Origin of the sequence: Salipiger sp. IMCC34102 (assembly GCF_004145405.1) — a bacterium.
Classification (GTDB): Bacteria; Pseudomonadota; Alphaproteobacteria; order Rhodobacterales; family Rhodobacteraceae; genus Loktanella.
In genome coordinates this window covers 1-16,378 of sequence record NZ_SELQ01000007.1, presented here as the reverse complement: position 1 = coordinate 16,378, position 16,378 = coordinate 1, and the positions used below count along the sequence as shown (strand labels likewise).

Annotated in this window: 16 protein-coding genes and 5 pseudogenes; 13 read left to right on the top strand and 8 right to left on the bottom strand. The window is 64.0% G+C overall.

Annotated features, from left to right (window positions below; translation table 11 throughout):
* Window positions 1-3 precede the first annotated feature (3 nt).
* From EU805_RS13900 to EU805_RS13870, 7 genes and pseudogenes are all read right to left on the bottom strand, one after another.
* Window positions 4-829 (bottom strand): annotated as a pseudogene (locus EU805_RS13900) (manganese catalase family protein).
* The gene (locus tag EU805_RS13895) at window positions 798-1,661 is read right to left on the bottom strand and encodes a glycosyltransferase (protein ID WP_165351957.1); all 864 of its coding nucleotides are present in this window, start codon (window positions 1,659-1,661) and stop codon (window positions 798-800) included. Before EU805_RS13895 ends, EU805_RS13900 begins: the two are co-directional and overlap by 32 nt.
* Complete coding sequence (locus EU805_RS13890; RefSeq protein ID WP_129764594.1) at window positions 1,658-2,239, bottom strand: SAM-dependent methyltransferase; 582 nt, start codon at window positions 2,237-2,239, stop codon at window positions 1,658-1,660. The genes EU805_RS13895 and EU805_RS13890 overlap by 4 nt, the downstream gene beginning before the upstream one ends.
* Window positions 2,236-2,934: a PIG-L deacetylase family protein gene (locus tag EU805_RS13885; RefSeq protein WP_129764593.1), complete on the bottom strand. Its 699-nt coding sequence runs from the start codon at window positions 2,932-2,934 to the stop codon at window positions 2,236-2,238. The genes EU805_RS13890 and EU805_RS13885 overlap by 4 nt, the downstream gene beginning before the upstream one ends.
* Window positions 2,931-3,347 (bottom strand): annotated as a pseudogene (locus tag EU805_RS13880) (hypothetical protein); the annotation flags it as partial. The pseudogene EU805_RS13880 and the gene EU805_RS13885, both read right to left, overlap by 4 nt.
* Before the next feature lie 18 nt (window positions 3,348-3,365).
* Window positions 3,366-4,079: an acyl-CoA dehydrogenase gene (locus EU805_RS13875; protein WP_129764591.1), complete on the bottom strand. Its 714-nt coding sequence runs from the start codon at window positions 4,077-4,079 to the stop codon at window positions 3,366-3,368.
* A gap of 96 nt (window positions 4,080-4,175) precedes the next feature.
* Complete coding sequence (locus EU805_RS13870) at window positions 4,176-4,886, bottom strand: Crp/Fnr family transcriptional regulator (protein ID WP_165351956.1); 711 nt, start codon at window positions 4,884-4,886, stop codon at window positions 4,176-4,178.
* 389 nt (window positions 4,887-5,275) lie between these two features.
* On the opposite strand from EU805_RS13870, the gene EU805_RS13865 reads away from it, so the two are divergent.
* The 3 genes from EU805_RS13865 to EU805_RS13855 are packed head-to-tail and all read left to right on the top strand — an operon-like array spanning window position 5,276 to window position 7,456.
* Window positions 5,276-6,046: an amino acid ABC transporter substrate-binding protein gene (locus tag EU805_RS13865; RefSeq protein WP_129764589.1), complete on the top strand. Its 771-nt coding sequence runs from the start codon at window positions 5,276-5,278 to the stop codon at window positions 6,044-6,046.
* A 7-nt stretch (window positions 6,047-6,053) separates the two neighbouring features.
* Window positions 6,054-6,728 carry an amino acid ABC transporter permease gene (locus EU805_RS13860; RefSeq protein WP_129764588.1) on the top strand — a complete coding sequence of 225 codons (675 nt, stop codon included), beginning with the start codon at window positions 6,054-6,056 and terminating at the stop codon, window positions 6,726-6,728.
* A complete protein-coding gene (locus EU805_RS13855) occupies window positions 6,725-7,456 on the top strand; it encodes an amino acid ABC transporter ATP-binding protein (protein WP_129764587.1) in 732 nt (243 codons plus the stop codon). The genes EU805_RS13860 and EU805_RS13855 overlap by 4 nt, the downstream gene beginning before the upstream one ends.
* A gap of 101 nt (window positions 7,457-7,557) precedes the next feature.
* On the opposite strand, the pseudogene EU805_RS17740 reads toward EU805_RS13855, so the two are convergent.
* A pseudogene (locus tag EU805_RS17740) lies at window positions 7,558-7,944 on the bottom strand (transposase); the annotation flags it as partial.
* A gap of 103 nt (window positions 7,945-8,047) precedes the next feature.
* Here EU805_RS17740 and EU805_RS17890 point away from each other — a divergent pair.
* The 10 genes and pseudogenes from EU805_RS17890 to EU805_RS13805 form a co-directional block, all read left to right on the top strand.
* A pseudogene (locus EU805_RS17890) lies at window positions 8,048-8,166 on the top strand (IS3 family transposase); the annotation flags it as partial.
* A 98-nt stretch (window positions 8,167-8,264) separates the two neighbouring features.
* A pseudogene (locus EU805_RS13845) lies at window positions 8,265-8,987 on the top strand (IS5 family transposase).
* A 202-nt stretch (window positions 8,988-9,189) separates the two neighbouring features.
* Complete coding sequence (locus EU805_RS13840) at window positions 9,190-10,203, top strand: LacI family DNA-binding transcriptional regulator (RefSeq protein ID WP_242494172.1); 1,014 nt, start codon at window positions 9,190-9,192, stop codon at window positions 10,201-10,203.
* Window positions 10,204-10,269: 66 nt separating this feature from the next.
* Window positions 10,270-11,154 (top strand): TIM barrel protein, encoded by an 885-nt coding sequence (locus EU805_RS13835; RefSeq protein ID WP_242494171.1) that lies wholly within the window; start codon window positions 10,270-10,272, stop codon window positions 11,152-11,154.
* 79 nt (window positions 11,155-11,233) lie between these two features.
* Window positions 11,234-12,178 (top strand): substrate-binding domain-containing protein, encoded by a 945-nt coding sequence (locus EU805_RS13830; protein WP_129764584.1) that lies wholly within the window; start codon window positions 11,234-11,236, stop codon window positions 12,176-12,178.
* A 65-nt stretch (window positions 12,179-12,243) separates the two neighbouring features.
* On the top strand, window positions 12,244-13,329 hold the full coding sequence (locus EU805_RS13825; RefSeq protein WP_129764583.1) for an ABC transporter permease: 1,086 nt from the start codon (window positions 12,244-12,246) through the stop codon (window positions 13,327-13,329).
* A 12-nt stretch (window positions 13,330-13,341) separates the two neighbouring features.
* Complete coding sequence (locus EU805_RS13820; protein WP_129764582.1) at window positions 13,342-14,124, top strand: ATP-binding cassette domain-containing protein; 783 nt, start codon at window positions 13,342-13,344, stop codon at window positions 14,122-14,124.
* A 48-nt stretch (window positions 14,125-14,172) separates the two neighbouring features.
* Window positions 14,173-15,249, top strand: a complete 1,077-nt coding sequence (locus tag EU805_RS13815; RefSeq protein WP_129764581.1) for a Gfo/Idh/MocA family protein — start codon at window positions 14,173-14,175, stop codon at window positions 15,247-15,249.
* Window positions 15,246-16,256, top strand: a complete 1,011-nt coding sequence (gene iolG, locus EU805_RS13810; RefSeq protein ID WP_129764580.1) for an inositol 2-dehydrogenase — start codon at window positions 15,246-15,248, stop codon at window positions 16,254-16,256. The genes EU805_RS13815 and iolG overlap by 4 nt, the downstream gene beginning before the upstream one ends.
* A partial coding sequence (locus EU805_RS13805) for an ACT domain-containing protein (RefSeq protein ID WP_129761895.1) occupies window positions 16,253-16,378 on the top strand: 126 nt, incomplete at its 3' end. The genes iolG and EU805_RS13805, both read left to right, overlap by 4 nt.

Below are 16,378 nucleotides of genomic sequence, written 5' to 3'. Positions count from 1 at the left end.
AGGTCACTGCTGTTCCGACTGCGTGCCGCTGCCGGGCTTCGCCTTGCCCAGGTCGGGCTTCTGGCCCAGCGGCTCCACCCGGTCCTTGGCAGAGAACTCGGCGCGCCCGTCGAGCGAGGGGCCGGAGGTCCAGCGCCCTTCGGGCGTCGGCTCGTCGAGCGAGGTGTTGAGGAAGTAGTAGCTGTGCTCGGTCGCCTCGTGCTCCTTGGGGGTGGAGTTCGGGATCGGCAGCTGCGTCTCCCAGCCGCCGAGCTCCTCGATCACCGCGAGCCATTGCTGCTGGTGCATCGTGTCGCGCGCGATGAGGAACGACAGCATGTCCTTCATGCCCTTGTCCTCGGTCATGTTGTAAAGCCGGGAGGCCAACACGCGGCCGCCGCTCTCGGCCGTGGCGTTGGCCATAATGTCCGCGGCAAGGTTGCCGGTGGCGTAGACGTGGCTCATGTGCGAAGGGCACGCCGTTGGAGTTCACGGGCATCGCCGACAGCCCCGAGGACAGGATGTGGCGCGGGTTCGCACCGCCCATGATCGCGTTCACGACCGGATCCTTGGCAGCCTCTTCCTGGACCGAGACCGGCGCGCCTTCGAGGTTGAGCGCGACCGCATGGCCGAGGAACTCGATGTGACTGAGCTCCTCCGTGGCGGTCATCATCGGCATGTCGCGGTATTTCGCGTCGCCGCGCGCCCCCATGGCCTGGAAGAAATACTGCATGGCGACGCGGATCTCGCCCTCGACCCCGCCGATGGCCTGCTGCAGGAACTTGGCGAATTGCGGATCGGGCGTGTCGACCCGAACCTCATACTGTAGCTTGCTGGAATGATGAAACATTTTCGTCTCCTTCGGTAGAGAGGGTTGGAAGGTCCGGCCAATCGGCACGGGGGATGAACGCCGACAGGCGTTGTTCGAGCTCAGCGCATTCGCGTTCCAGGTCCGCGGCTTCCCGGACAAGACGGGCGCCGAGGCGGGTCCGCTGGGCGATCGTGTCCGCCATTCCGCCGGGTGCCCTGCCGGTCAGCCGGCAGGAGGCAATCGTGACCGCCCCCCAGGGCCGTGCGACCCGCAAGCCTTGAACGGCCAACGTGGCCGCCATCTGCCGGTCCTCGTGGCAGGCGACCCGTGCGATGCCGCCGGTGGCGCGATAGGCCGTGACACGCCAGGCGATCAGGGCGCCGGGACTTTGGGCATGGGCCGGGAACGGGTCCCACAGGCGGGCCGCTGCGGCGGAGGCGATCAGGGCCCGAAGACCGTCCCGCCGGTCTTCGGCGAGACCGTGGCGCCGCACCTCGGCGGGCAGCAACGCGAAGTCGGCCGCGTTGGGCACGACCCGCCCGAAGACCGCATCGGCCTGCCCGAGGGCGCGCCGGACGGTGGCGGCCGTGCCGGGGGCCAGCCTGCAATCGGCATCCACCGTGAACAGAATTTCCGCACCCCGGTCCATGGCGGCTGCAAGACCGATGGCCCGCGCCGCGCCCACGCCCCCGTCGAGGGCGGGTGTCTCTATAACGTCAACGCCCGCCGCGCGGGCAAGTGCGGCCGTCGCATCGGTGCACCCGTTGGCCACGACCAGCGCGGCCAGACCTTCCTGCCGAAGCGACGCGAGGGCAGCAGGGAGAAGAGCCGCCTCGTTCCGCGCCGGGATGACGACGATCGCTTGCGTCACGGTTGCGACCCCTGGAAAGGTGAGAAGACCGCGATCCGGTATCCTTGCGTCAGACGACTGGTCCAACTGGAGCGTCGGGACGCGTCGGCGAAGGCGATCAGAGCCTCGTCGCCGCTCAACGCGTGGCCGGTCGCGCCGCGCCACGTCACGCTGATCACGTCCGCCGCGGGATGGTCCCGGTCGAGCATCTGCGAAATCTCCGCGATGCCGGCAGGGCCCATGAAATAGAGGATCTCGCTCAGCAGTATGAGGTCGTAGCCGCTGTCCTGCGGTGGGGCAGGAAGCGCGCAGGGCAGGAACCCCTCGACGAAGCAGCCCGCCGGAACGGCCTTGCGGGCCGCCTCGAGTGCTGCGGGAACCGCGTCGAGTCCGGTGTAGGATCCGCAGCGCGGGGCGATCCGTCGCGCCAGCTCACCGTTGCCGCAGCCAAGTTCGAGGGCTGCCGCATAGCTTTCGCGCGGCAATGCCTCGGCCACCGCCGCAAAGCGTTTGGCCTCGTAAGGGGAGGCCCGGAAATCCCACGGATCGTCCGTCCCGGCGTAAAGGCCGCGCAGATGCGCCAGATCCGCCGCCCTCACGGCTGCACCCGTTTGTAGATCTCGGGTTCGGCGCAAAAACGTGCGGCGAAGCCGGGTGGCATGGCGAAGCCCTGGGGGTCGTCCCTAACCACCTGGCCCAACTGGCTGCCATGGGCCCGGACGGCGGCGTTCTTGGCATCGCGCCGTTCGGGAAGGTCCAACCGTGCCCCGGGCGCCTCGCGGCCTTCGGCCCACCCGTTCCAGCGCGACCAGATCGCGTAGGACCAGAGGCTCACCCCGGGGCGCTCTGCGACGGCCTGACGCGCCGCGGCAGCGCAGGCAACATGGTCGCAATGAGGATCGTCGGAAGACGCGGTCACAACGGTGGAGGCGTTCAACCGGTCAATCAACGCCCCGAGGTCCCGGGCAAGATCCTCCTTCGGCGCGCGCAGTCGGTGCAAGGCGGCATCCGGGTAGCCGAACCAGGTAATATCGCGCGCAGGGTCGCCGCCGAGGCAGCCCACCGCTTTCGATAACTCCTCGCGGCGCAGCTTGGAAAGGCGTGGCCCCGGCCACTCTTGCGAGGCGGGATGCGACGCGGCCCCGTCCGTCAGGCAAGCCACGTGCGAGGGCAATCCGCGTTGCCAGCGTTCGGCCAGCAGCAGGCCGCACCCCAGCGACTCGTCGTCGGGATGTGGGGCGAGCACCAGAAGGGGGGTTTCGGCCAGCAGGAGATCGGTCGAGCCAGCGTTCATCGCAGACCTCCCGGACCGACGTCCTGGGCTGTCCGCAAGGCCCGGTCGAGTTTCGCGTCCGGTCCCGCCTGGCGCAGGAACAGCGACAGGTCGCGCCGCATCTGATCGACCGGGCCTCGGGTATCATGGGCGGCCATGCCGAGTCTGCGCTCGCAAAGGGCTAGGATGCGCGTACAGGCCCCTTCCACGGCTTCGCGGGCCATCAGGCCATGCGCGACCGCACGCTCCACGTGGTCGGGCGGGGCGTCAAGCGCCTCTTCCACTGCTTGGGCTGCGGCCTCGACCACGGCGCGCGCCGCGACGGCGTCGGCCATCGCCCGACCGAGCCGGTCCCTCTGGATCGGGTCGTCCAGGCGCCCCATGCGTCGCAGAAGATCGGTCCAGCGCGCAATCAGCCCCTCGGCACCCCCTACGTATGCGGCGCAGTAGCGTCAGACGCCCCCTTCGAACCACGGTTCGGTCATGAGGGCACCGGCAGGGCCGACACAGCCGGTCTCGTCCAGGACAAGACCGGTGGCATCGAACCGGCCCGAGCGGGAGGCGCGCATTGCGGAGGCGGTCCAGGATGCATGATCGTGCCGCGCGGGATCGTTCGCCGGCACAAGGAACATGCGCGCGGGCGCGCCTGCCGCCGAACGGGCCGTCACGACAGCAAGATCGACATGGCTCAATCCCGAGGCGAAGATTTTCGATCCCTTCAACAAGATGCTCCCCTTCGCCCGGTCGACCCATTCCAGCGGCTCCGGCCCATCCGCGCCCCAGACGCCGAGAAGCGCGCCCTCGCGCACCGACTCCCGCATCGCATCGCGCGCCGGGCCGTCGCCATGGATCTCGACTAGGATCGCGGCATTGACGTGCCCTTCCAGCAGGCGGGCCAGCGCAAGATCCGCGGCGCCCACGTGGCGCAACAGGTCGGACAGCGTCCTGCCCTCTCCGGGCGTCCAGCCAAGCCCCACCCCGTCGGGCGGCGGCAGGACGGACTTCAGGACGCCGGTTTTCCCAAGCAGGTCGATCGGGCCGCCAAGGTCCGGCGAGTTATGCGCCGCCGCATCGGCACCCGCGCGCAGATCGTCGAGTACGGCTTGGATCGCGACATCGGGCCTGGTGGCCCCCGGCGCATTCGGTTCACCTTCGTGACGGCCCATTCCGGTCTCCGCGCCAGTGCTTCTCGGTGGAGCTAGCCGCGGCGATAAAACAGCAACCTTTTGTTAAAGTTGTTTAACGGATCGGTTTCGAGGGTTTCACAGCTCGAGGTACGCCGGATCGAACCGGACGTGACGCGCCAGCCCGGTCGGGTCGGGCAGACGCACGTGGCCCCGGTCCCACTCCAGCAAGCCATCCGCCCGCAAATCGCGGATCGCGTGGTTCACATGGACGACCGAGTAGCCCAGCACCTTCGCCAACCCGCGCTGGTCGATCGGCATGGCAAAGCCGTTCGAGGAGACCAACCCCACCGCATCCAGCCGGGCGTGCAACTCGCACAGAAGGTGGCCGACCCGCTGGGGGCCCCGCAACGCACTGCGCGTGGCGACCCAGACGCGGTGGATCTTGGCGTCGATGAGCGTATCCAACCACAGTAGCCGCGTCAGATTGGGGTGATCGCGGGTAATCTGCGTCAGGTGTTCGGAGGAGATGAACTCGATCGTGCAGGGTCCGACGGCGAGGATGTCGTGATCGAGGTGATCCAGCAGGAACGCATGGAGATCGACGAAATCCCCCGGGACGTGCAGGGCGCTGATCACCCGGTCGGACGGCCCGACCCGGTGCGCCCGCATCGCCATGCCCTCGACCAGTAGGCAACTGCCGTTCTGGGTGGGACCCTCGGACACGATGCACGCTCCATCGGAATACGTCGTTCGCGTCACCGGCAATTCGCGCAAAACTGTCCGCTCGGTCGCGGATAAATCCGCACGCCGCGACAGGCTGGCTTCGAGCCGGCGGGAGTTCGCCATGGTGAAGTCCTCACGTTTTGCGGCGAGCGGTCGCCATGGCACCATCGTCAGGCGAATGCGCCCGAGGTTGCGCCCATCAACGATGAACGATGGGTCGGCTTGCGATGGGACGCATGTCCGCAACCTCTCGGTCTGTGTCTCAATAACGGGGGCGGCACGCTTTGCAACCTATGCGTCCTTGGTCGTTTGAGGGGCAGAGGGTCAAACTGATGGAGGGAGATACAAGAACCCGACCCGATCGAAACGGTAGTCCGAAAGCACATCACCGCGGCGAACTGCATTCCACGCAACACTGCAATCGGGAACAACCGTCTTAATTGTCAAAGTATTATTGAAACCGGTCGTCCAAGACTGCAGGTCCTTGGTCCAACGCAAGCAGGAGCTTCGAGATGTTAAGAACGATAATCGCCGCCGCGATCGGTGTGGCTGGTCTGTCAAACGGCGCAGTGGCGCAGGACGCCGACACCCTACGAGTCGGCATGTCGGGCGGCTATTTTCCCTTCACCTTTGTGCGCCAAGATGAACTGCAGGGATTCGAAGTGGACGTTATGAACGCCGTGGGCGAAGAGACCGGGCTCGACATCGCGTTCGAGACCATGTCGTTCTCTGGGCTCATCGGAGCGCTGCAGGCGGGACGGATCGACACGATTGCCAACCAGATCACCATCACCCCCGAACGCGAAGCGGCCTTCGTCTTCACCCAGCCTTACGTCATCGACGGCGCCCAGGTCGTCACGCGTGAGGGCAACGACGAGATCGACGGCGTGGAGGCGCTCAAAGGCCGGACCGTGGCGGTCAATCTCGGCTCGAACTTCGAACAGCTCCTCCGGGATCTGCCCTATGCCGATGAGATCGACATCCGCACCTACGAATCCAACATTGAGCAGGATACGGCACTCGGCCGCGTCGATGCCTTCGTGATGGACCGGGTGTCTTCGGCCCAGGTGATCGAGGAAAGCCCGCTGCCGCTGCAATTAGCGGGGGAGCCGTTCTCGGAGATCCGAAACGCCCTGCCTTTCCGTGACGACGAGGCGGCCCGCGCCATGCGCGATCGGGTCGACGAGGCGCTGTCTGCGCTGAAGGAGGACGGAACCCTGTCCGAAATCTCGCAGAAATGGTTCGGGAGTGATATCACCACATCCCCGACCGTCTCGGACTGATCCAACCATGCGGGCGCTTGATCTCGACTACATGCTGGGACTGGTGCCCGTGATCCTTGGCTATGTACCGCTGACCCTGTTCATGGCGGCCGTAGCGATGGTCTGCGCGCTGGTGCTCGCGTCGCTTTTGGCCGTGGAGCGCGTGATCCGGGTGCCCGGGCTGGACTGGCTGGTGGTGCTTTTCATCAGCTTCTTCCGCGGCACGCCACTTCTGGTGCAGCTCTTCCTGTTCTACTACGGGCTGCCGCAGGTGGTCTCGTTCCTGACCCAGATCAACGGCGTGACGGCGGCGATTATGGGCCTCACGCTGCATTTCTCCGCCTATATGGCCGAGGCCATCCGCGCGGCGATCACCGGCGTCGATCGTAGCCAGTGGGAAGCCGCGCAATCCATCGGCATGACGCAGGCGCAGACCATGCGGCGGATCGTTCTCCCACAGGCCGGGCGCATCGCCGCTCCGACGCTCGTCAATTACTTCATCGACATGATCAAGGGCACGTCGCTCGCCTTCACGCTTGGCGTGACCGAGATGATGGGCGCGACGCAGAAGGAAGCCTCCGGCAGCTTCCTGTATTTCGAAGCGTTTCTCGTGGTGGCCATTCTCTACTGGGTGATCGTCGAGACGCTGAACCAGGTGCAGAGGCAGCTCGAGACCTATTTGAACAAGGCTTACGCCCGATGATCACCCTACGCGGTCTGACCAAGCGCTTCGGCGACACCACGGTCCTGGACGGGATCGACCTTGATATCGCCGATGGCGAGCGGGTCGTCGTGATCGGTCCCTCCGGCACCGGGAAATCCACATTGCTGCGCTGTCTCAACTTCCTCGACCGACCGGATGCGGGAACGATCACGGTGGGCGACGTGCATGTCGATGCCGGCCACGCCACCCGGGGCGATATCCTGTCGCTGCGCCGGGCCACCTCGTTCGTCTTCCAGAACTATGCGCTCTTCGCCAACAAGACGGCGCTCGAGAACATCATGGAAGCGCTCGTTACGGTACAGGGCCGTCCCCGGGCCGAAGCTGAGCAGCGAGCGCGGGCAATCCTGGCGGAGACGGGGCTGACCGAGAAGGCGGGAAGCTATCCGGCGGCACTTTCGGGCGGGCAGCAACAGCGCGTCGGGATCGGGCGCGCGATGGCGATCGGCGCGGACCTGATGCTCTTCGACGAGCCGACTTCGGCGCTCGATCCCGAATGGATCGGTGAAGTCCTCGACCTGATGCGCCGGGTGGCCGAACAGCGACAGACCATGCTGATCGTGACGCACGAAATGCAGTTCGCCCGCGAGATTGCCGACCGGATCGTGTTCATCGACGGCGGCAGGATCGTCGAGGCCGGACGTCCGGAAGACGTGCTTGATACGCCGCGCGACGAGCGGCTGAAACGCTTTCTGAAGCGGGTTTTATAAGCGGCAGGACGTTGAGCGGCGCGTCAACAGGACAGGTCCTTTCGGCGCGGGCACTACCGACAGACCCTGATTCACAACGAGAGTCTGTAGGTCGGATTTTGCTATTCTGCTTGCCCATCTGCCGCGAGCGCGCCGGTCGCAGCGCTCTCAAATCGCTCAAGCGCTCGGCGCGCGTGTTACGAGGTTTGGTTAGCTAGTGACGGATGTGAGCGGACCGTGTTGTAGTAGCAGTGCCAGGGGGCCAGTTTGCGCTGTGCCTCGATCAAGCTGTCGAATATTTCCTCGTCCAGCAGTCCCGCCCGAAGGCTGCCATTGGAGCTTTCTACAAAAGCGTTCTGCTGCGCCTTGCCAAGAGCCATATAGTTCCAAAGGTCGGTATTCTAGTCGCTTGTTTTTGAATCGACCGACTGATGGAACTCGGTTTCAATGTCGCCGACAATGTAGCCGGGCCTGCCGTGGACCCGGATTGAGACGCTGAGCTCCCGAGCGAAGGATTTCGCGGGGGGGGCAAGTCAGAACGCAGGGGCATGAGCATGAACCACAGTTGGAAGGGACTGTGGCCCCGGTTGGACCGTGTGAGCCTTGGAAACGCTCTACAGGATCTACCGCGAAGAAGGCCTGTCGGTGAGACGGCGGCGCGGCCGGAAACGGGCCCCCGCGGTACGAGGTCACCGATGGCCATTGCCGCGCATTCCAATGCCCGCTGGTCCTGAGGCTCAGGGCCCATTAATCAGCTTCTGCGTTTGTGATTCACCGGCTGAAAACGAGCGGTGACACGAGCAATCTCTTTTGGCTGACCAAGGCGCAGATGGCGCGTCTGGAACCCTACTTTCCCAAGTCCCACGGCAAACCACGGGTTAATGAATGCGTGTGCTGAGCGGAATTATTTTCATCAATCGCAATGGCTTGCGTTGGTGCGATGCGCCCAGGGAATACGGCCCGCACAAGACGCTGTATAACCGATGGAAGCGCTGGAGCGACAAGGGCAGCTTTGCTCAGATGATGGCCGGTCTTGCCGCTGACCACGGCGAAGAAAAGACGGTCATGATCGACGCCACTTACCCAAGGCCCACCGAACGGCGTCCAGTCTGGGCGTTAAAAAGGGGGGGCGTGGACGCCTGATCGGTCGGACAAAGGGGGTATGAACACCAAGCTGCACGCCGTCTGCGACAGCGAGGGTCGGCCTCTGAACCCGTTCGTCACCGCCGGTGAGGTCAGCGATTACATCGGCGCACGGGCTCTGCTGGGCAGCCTGCCATATGTCGATTGGCTACTTGGCGACCGCGGCTATGATGCCGACTGGTTCCGGGAGGCGTTGAAAGGCAGGGGGATACGCGCCTGCATTCCTGGCCGAAGGCAACGCAAGACAGTCATTCGATACGACAAGCGCCGCTACAAACGCCGTAACCGGATCGAAATCATGTTCGGCAGGCTCAAGGACTGGCGTAGGGTAGCAACACGATATGACCGCTGTCCCAAGGTCTTCCTGTCGGCAATCGCCCTCGCCGCGCTCGTCATTTACCGGCTATGAGTCCTCAGCCTAACTGCGCGCGGCAGAATTTCAGATCGTCTCATTGTTCAAGCAGCTTTCAGATGTTGTGGCTTGGACTGCCGATACGACAATTAGAAAAACCGGATAGCTGATGGTCATTGGCAGAAAGCGTCATCCAAGGTAGCGTTGGATGACGAGGTTTCCGTCATCCGGGGGGCGATCGGTGGCAAGCAGGGCAACGGTGAAAGATGTCGCGCGAGAGGCCGGTGTCAGTGTAACGACTGTCGATCGGGCAATTAACGGGCGAGCGACGGTAAGACCCGATACCCTGAAAAAGATTGCCGAGGCCGCCCGACGGGTGGGATATCACGGGATTGGCACATTTCAGGACCGGTTGGATCAGACACTTCCAGCGCTGAAATTCGGCATCGTGCTCTTGAAGCAATCCCAAGAGTTCTACCGCAACTTTGCTCGTGAGATCGAACTGGCAGTCGCAGCGCGTCCGGATATCCGTGGTGAGGCAATCGTCCGGTTTTCGTCATCCCAGTCGCCCGCCGAGTTCGCAGAAATCCTCTTGGAGTTGGGTGAAACCTGCGACGTGATCGCCGCGTCAGCCGTGAACGATCAGAAGCTCGACCGCGTCGTGCAGGATCTCAAGAGCAGGGGGGTGCCGGTCTTTTCGCTACTGAACGATTTCGCGCAAGGGATCCGTCGAAGCTACGTCGGCCTGAACAACATGAAGGTGGGGCGAGTGGCGGCTTGGTTGATAACCAAGACTGTGCATGAGCCAGGAAAACTTGCGATCTTCGTGGGGGGCAACCGTTGGCATGGACATGATCTGCGTGAGGTCGGGTTTCGATCTTTCGTGCGCGAGGCGAACTCGGGCTTCTCCGTTTTAGACACGCTCGTCAATTTGGAGACACGAAAATTGACCTACGAAGCGACGCTCGAACTTCTGGACCGACACCCGGATCTGAAGGGACTTTACGTGGCTGGCGGAGGCATGGAGGGCGCAATCGCTGCCCTGCGCGAGCGTCATTCCGAACCGCAGGTCGCCCTTGTCGTCAACGAGTTGACAGCCGAAAGCCGCGCCGCACTCGGGGACGGATACGCGATCATGGTCATCGAGACACCGCTTTCGGGTCTCTGCAGGGATCTGGTCGATATGATGGTCGAGACACAGGGTCGGGCGGACGACGGTGTCGCGGGGCAATACTTCCTGGATCCGGTCCTGCATCTGCCCGAAATAGTTTGATGACGATAACGCGTCATTTTATACCGTAGAATGCGTCATGAATGACGTGAAATGCAGAGGCCATGATTGACTGAATGGGGAGGTCCACGCAATTTGACCATCAGAGCCGAATGGAGGATTCGGCAGGAGGGGCACATGAAGACAGCATTGAACCACATGACGACACCCGATCTGGGGTATGTGTCGTTCCTCGATCTGGCCGCACGGCTGGGCTGCATCGGCGTCGAGGTGCGCAATGATATCCCTCGCCCTCTGTTCGACGATCTCGATCCAACCGAGGCCGGACGCATCGCGACGGACAAGGGGCTTCGTCTTGTCGGTCTCAGCCAGGTCTATCCCTTCAACGACTGGACGCCGGAGCGCGAGGATGCCGTGAAAGCGCTGATCGAAACGGCAAAAGCCTGCGGGGCAGAGACCATCAGCCTGATCCCCCGCAATGACGGAACTGCCGGTGCAGACGGGGAACGTCAGGCCAACCTGAAGGCCGCGTTGGAAGGTGTGCTACCACTGTTGCAGGATGCCGGGATGACGGCGCTGGTCGAACCGCTGGGCTTCCAGCGCTCGTCGCTGCGCTCGAAGGCCGAGCTGATCGAGGCGATTTCCGCGATAGGCGGGCAGGATCGGTTCAGGATCGTCCACGACACGTTCCATCATACATTGGCGAACGGCGGCCCGATTTATCCCGAAATGACCGGAATCGTGCATATTTCGGCCGTGGTCGATCCCGACCTGACCATCGCGCAGATGGAGGACGAGCATCGGGTGCTGATCGACGCGCAGGATCGTCTTGGCAATGTCGAGCAGATCGCGGCCCTGATCGCCGCCGGTTACGACGGGCCGATTTCCTACGAATGTTTCTCGACGCAGACCCACGCGCTCGAGGATCCTTACACGGAGATAAAGCGATCGTTCGATTTCATTTCCTCGCAACTTCAGGCGCGCGCCGCCTGATGCGGGGATGAACCGCCCCGGAACGGGGCTTCCGGCACGGGAAAACGGTGCGCCGGACACCGATCAAGGGAGGAACCCGATGAAGAAGACCCTGACCGTTGCGGCGTTCGCGTCGCTGATGTCCACCACCGCTATGGCCGAGACGATCGGCGTCTCGATGGCGCTGTTCGACGACAACTTCCTGACCGTTCTGCGCAACGGCATCCAGGAGCAGGCCGACGGCATGGACGGCGTCGACGTCCAGATCGAGGACGCGCAGAACGACGTGGCGCGCCAGCTGGACCAGATCAACAACTTCGTGGCGTCCGGCGTCGATGCGATCATCGTGAACCCGGTCGATACCTCGGCTACCGAAGCGATGACCCAGGCCGCCGAGGCCGCGGGCGTGCCGCTGGTTTACGTGAACCGCCAGCCGATCAACGTCGACACGCTGCCCGACAACCAGGCGTTTGTCGCCTCGAACGAGGTCGAGTCCGGCACGCTGGAAACCATCGCGATGTGCGATCAGTTGGCTGCCGAAGGCACCGATCCCGCGCGCGTCTACATCATGATGGGCGAGCTGTCGAACCAGGCTGCCGTCGTGCGCACACAAGACATCGACGACGTGATCGCCAACGGCCAATGTGCTGTCGAGATCGAGGAGATCGACCGTCAGACCGCCAACTGGTCGCGGGAGCAGGCGAACTCGCTGATGACCAACTGGTTGTCCTCGGGCGAGTCCTTCGACGCCGTCATCGCCAACAACGACGAGATGGCGCTGGGTGCGATTCAGGCGATGAAGGCCGCCGGCATCGGCATGGACACCGTGGTCGTGGGCGGTGTGGACGCCACGCAGGACGCTCTGGCCGCGATGCAGGCGGGCGATCTGGACGTGACCGTGTTCCAGAACGCGGCTGCACAGGGTGGCGGCGCGCTCGAGGCGGCGCTGGCACTCGCCAATGGCGAGGACGTGGAGCAGAAGGTCTACGTGCCATTCGAACTCGTCACGCCGGACAACATGGCTGACTACATGTCGTCCAACTGAGGCGACACCGGGCGGCGCACACCCGCGCCGCCCGAACCAGACTGGGGCCGGGGGAGGGCGCCGCAATGGCTGATCAGACGTCACACGGTATCGGGGGGCTGACCTACGACCGCAAGAAGCGCGGATGGCCGAACGAGGCCAACGTATTCATCGCGCTCGTTGCGATCATTCTCATCTTCGAACTCTTGGGCCAGGTTCTGCCCTACATGAACAATCAGTCGATGCTCTTCGATTTCAACGAGGCGCGCGATGGCACCATCCTGAACATGGCGCGCATCAAGATCGTGATCCTGCAGGTAGCGATCATCGGGATCATCTCTCTGGGTGTCACACAAGTCATCATCCTGGGCGGCATCGACCTGTCATCCGGTCCTTTGGTGGGCGCGGCGGCAATGATCGTGATGTCCTTCGCCCAGACAGAGCTGGTGAACGGCCAGCTCAATCCCAAGGCGGTCTTCGGGCCCTGGTCCTTCGATCTGCCGGTGCTCGCGCCGATCTTGGTGGGCCTCGCCTTCGGGGCCATGATCGGGCTGATCAACGGCAGTCTGATCGCCTTCACCGGGATTCCGCCCTTCATCGCGACGCTCGGCATGTTTCTGATCTGCCGCGGTATCTCTCAGTGGTGGACGAAGGGCCAGCCGGTGTCGTTCCCCAGCGATCAGTTCGCCGCCATCGGGTCGGGGATGATGCCGGTCGTGTGGTTCATCCTGCTCGCAATCGTGCTGAGCCTTCTGATGAAATACACCGTCTACGGAAAGCACACCTACGCCATCGGGTCGAACGAGGATGCGGCGCGCATGTCGGGCATCAACGTGAAGGGCCACAAGATGATGGTCTACATGATCGCCTCGATGCTGGCCGCCTTCGCAGCCATCGTGCTGAGCTCCAAGAACCTGACCGCGCAGGCTGGCATGGGGCAGTTCTATGAACTCTATGCGATTGCCATGGCCGTGATCGGCGGCGTGTCGCTGCGTGGCGGTCGTGGGTCGATCGTCGGCACTGTGCTGGGCGCCATGGTCTTCGGCGTTATCCAGTCCGGCTTCACCTTCATCAAGCTCGACGCCTTCTATCAGTTGATGGCGATGGGTTCGATCATCATCGGCGCCGTGGTCCTCGACCAGTATCGCCAACGTCGCGCAACGCTGCGCTAGGGAGGACGTGACATGAGCGACGACCTGATCCTCGAGACCCGCGGTCTGACAAAGCACTACGGTGGCGTTCACGCGCTGGAGAACGCGAACTTCAAACTGCGCCGCGGCGAGCATATCGCGATCATGGGCGACAACGGTGCGGGCAAATCCACCTTCGTGCGCCAGATTACCGGGGTCGAGACCCGCACCCGCGGCGAGATCATCTTCGATGGCAAGCCGGTGCATTTCGAGGGCCCGCTCGAGGCGCGGCAGGCCGGGATCGAGACGGTGTTCCAGACGCTGGCGCTTTGCGACGATCTCGATGTGCCCGACAACCTCTTTCTGGGGCGCGAGAAGACGAAGTTCGACTGGCTTGGCCCGTTCCGGATCCTCGACTACAAGGCGATGCGCGAGGCGACGATGGCGGGGCTGGAACGCACGGCGGTGAAGATCCCGAACATTAGGGGCAGCATCCGCAACATGTCCGGCGGCCAGCGGCAATGTGTCGCCATCGCCCGCACCGCGACGTTCCACTCGAAGCTGACGATCATGGACGAGCCCACCGCGGCGCTCGGCGTGCAGGAGACGGCGCAGGTCGAGAACATCGTGCGCACACTTAAGGAGGCGGGTGAGCCGCTCATCCTCGTCAGTCACAACATGCGGCAGGTGATGGACCTCGTGGATCGGATCGTGGTTTTCCGCCGCGGACGGATCGTGGCCGACCTCGCCAAGGAAGAGACCGATGGCCAGGACGTGGTCGCCTATATCACGGGCGCCAAGACCCAGCCCGAGTTCGCCGAAGACGGCGTTCTGTAACGTCGCGGAAAGAAACCGCGGCAGACACCAACAATTGGCGAAGATGAAATGAAACTTGGTCTCGCAGGATACGGCTTCGGGGGCCGCTGGTTCCACGCGCCCTTCATCCGGGCCGCCGGGGGGGGCGAGCTGGCCGGGATCGTCGTGCGCTCCCCGGACCGCGTGGCCGACGCCCGGGCGGATTTTCCAGACGTGCCGGTCTTCGCAAGCCTGACCGACATGATCGCGGCGGGTGGGATCGAGGCCGTCGCTGTCAGCACGCCTCCATCAACACGGGTGCCGCTGGTGATGGAGGCGATCGCCGCCGGTCTGCACGTCGTCGCCGACAAGCCGTTCGCCTTTCGCACAGCGGATGCCCTTCGCATGGTGCGCGCGGCCGAGGCCGCGGGCGTCGTCATCGCCGCCTACCAGAACCGCCGCTGGGATTCCGATCTGCGCACGTTGGCAAAGGTTATTGCGGACGGATCTCTGGGCCGGGTGCAGCGGGTTCACAACCGAATGGATTTCCCCTCGCTCGACGGCTTGCTGCCGGGGCCCGAAGGCGGGCTTCTGGGGGATCTGGGCAGTCACCTCGTCGATCAGATGCTGTGGCTTCTGGGTCCCGCTGTTTCGGTCTTTGCCCAGACCGAGCAGGGTGAGGTTCCCGGCGGCCGGACCGAGGTCGGCTTTACCGTCACGCTGCGCCACCCAAGCGGGGCCGTCAGTTTCAGCGAGGCAAGCAAGGCGAACCATCTTCATGCGCGCGACCTGCGCGCCTACGGTGAGACTGGCGTTTTCGTCGTGCGAGGGGCAGATGCGCAGGTCGCCGCGGTGCTGGCCTGCGATTTGCCGGTCGGAAACCGCCCGGATTGGGGTGTCGAGCCGGAAGAGGCGTGGGGCACGCTCTATCTGGAAGGCGGTGCGCAGCGTGTTCCCGCGGTGCAGACCCGTTACGCGGAGGTCTACGAAAGCTTCGCCAGGGCCGTGACGGCAGGCACGGCACCTCCGGTGCCGCCGTCGGAAACCCTTCACACGGTCGCCGTTCTGGAAGCCGCTCGCGCCAGTGCCGCCGCGGGACAAGTCGTTGAATTACATGAAGTGGCGGACGCGGATGCGGCGACCACGCCCAAAGGAGACAAAACATGACCCTTCGTATCGCCATTCTGGGGGCCGGCCGCATCGGTCAGGTCCATGCGCGCGCGGTGTCCGCAACGCCGAACACCCGGCTGGTGGCCATCTCCGACCCCATGGCCGACGTCGTGAAGCGTCTGGCCGAGACCTACGGTTGCGACATCCGCTCGATCGACGAGATCGCGGCCAGCGACGACGTGGATGCAGTTCTGATCTGCACGCCGACCAACACCCATGCCGACCTGATCGAGCAATTCGCCAAGGCCGGTAAGGCAGTGTTCTGTGAGAAGCCCGTCGATCTGTCGCTGGCACGGGTGAAAGAATGCCTGAAAACCGTAGAGTCAGAGGGCGCGAGCCTGATGGTCGGCTTTCAGCGCCGCTTCGATCCCGATTTCATGGCGCTCAAGCAGGCCATCGACGAGGGCCGCATCGGCGAGGTCGAGATGATCACGCTGACCAGCCGTGACCCCGGTCCGCCGCCCTACGACTACATCAAGGTCTCGGGCGGGATCTTCCGCGACATGACGATCCACGATTTCGACGTGGCCCGCTGGCTACTGGGCGAAAAGGTCGAGACGGTGCAGGCCGCGGCCTCGGTCCTGACCGACGCAAAGATCGGCGAACTGGGCGATTACGACAGCGTGAATGTGATCCTGACGACCGCCAGCGGCAAGCAGTGCACGATCACCAACACGCGCCGCGCGACCTACGGCTATGATCAGCGCATCGAGGTTCTGGGCTCCAAGGGATCGGTTTCGGCCGAAAACCACCGCGAGGCCAATATCGAAATCGCCGACGGCTCCGGCTACGTCCGGCCGCCGCTGCTGAATTTCTTCATGTCGCGCTACGTCAATGCCTATGCCAACGAAATCGCCGCTTTCAGCGATGCGGTGGCCAACGGCACGCCGACGCCCACCACAGGGCATGACGGGATGATGGCCCTGGCCTTGGCCGATGCCTCACTGAAATCCGTGGAAGAAGGGCGCGCCGTCAAGGTCTCGGACGTGCTGGACGCGGCATGAGCAAATTCGCCATTCGCGTCCAATGCCCCTCCCGTCGCGGGATCGTCGCCGCCATCGCCGTGTTCCTGGCCGACCAGGGCTGCAACATCACCGATGCCTCGCAGTTCGACGACCTGGAGACC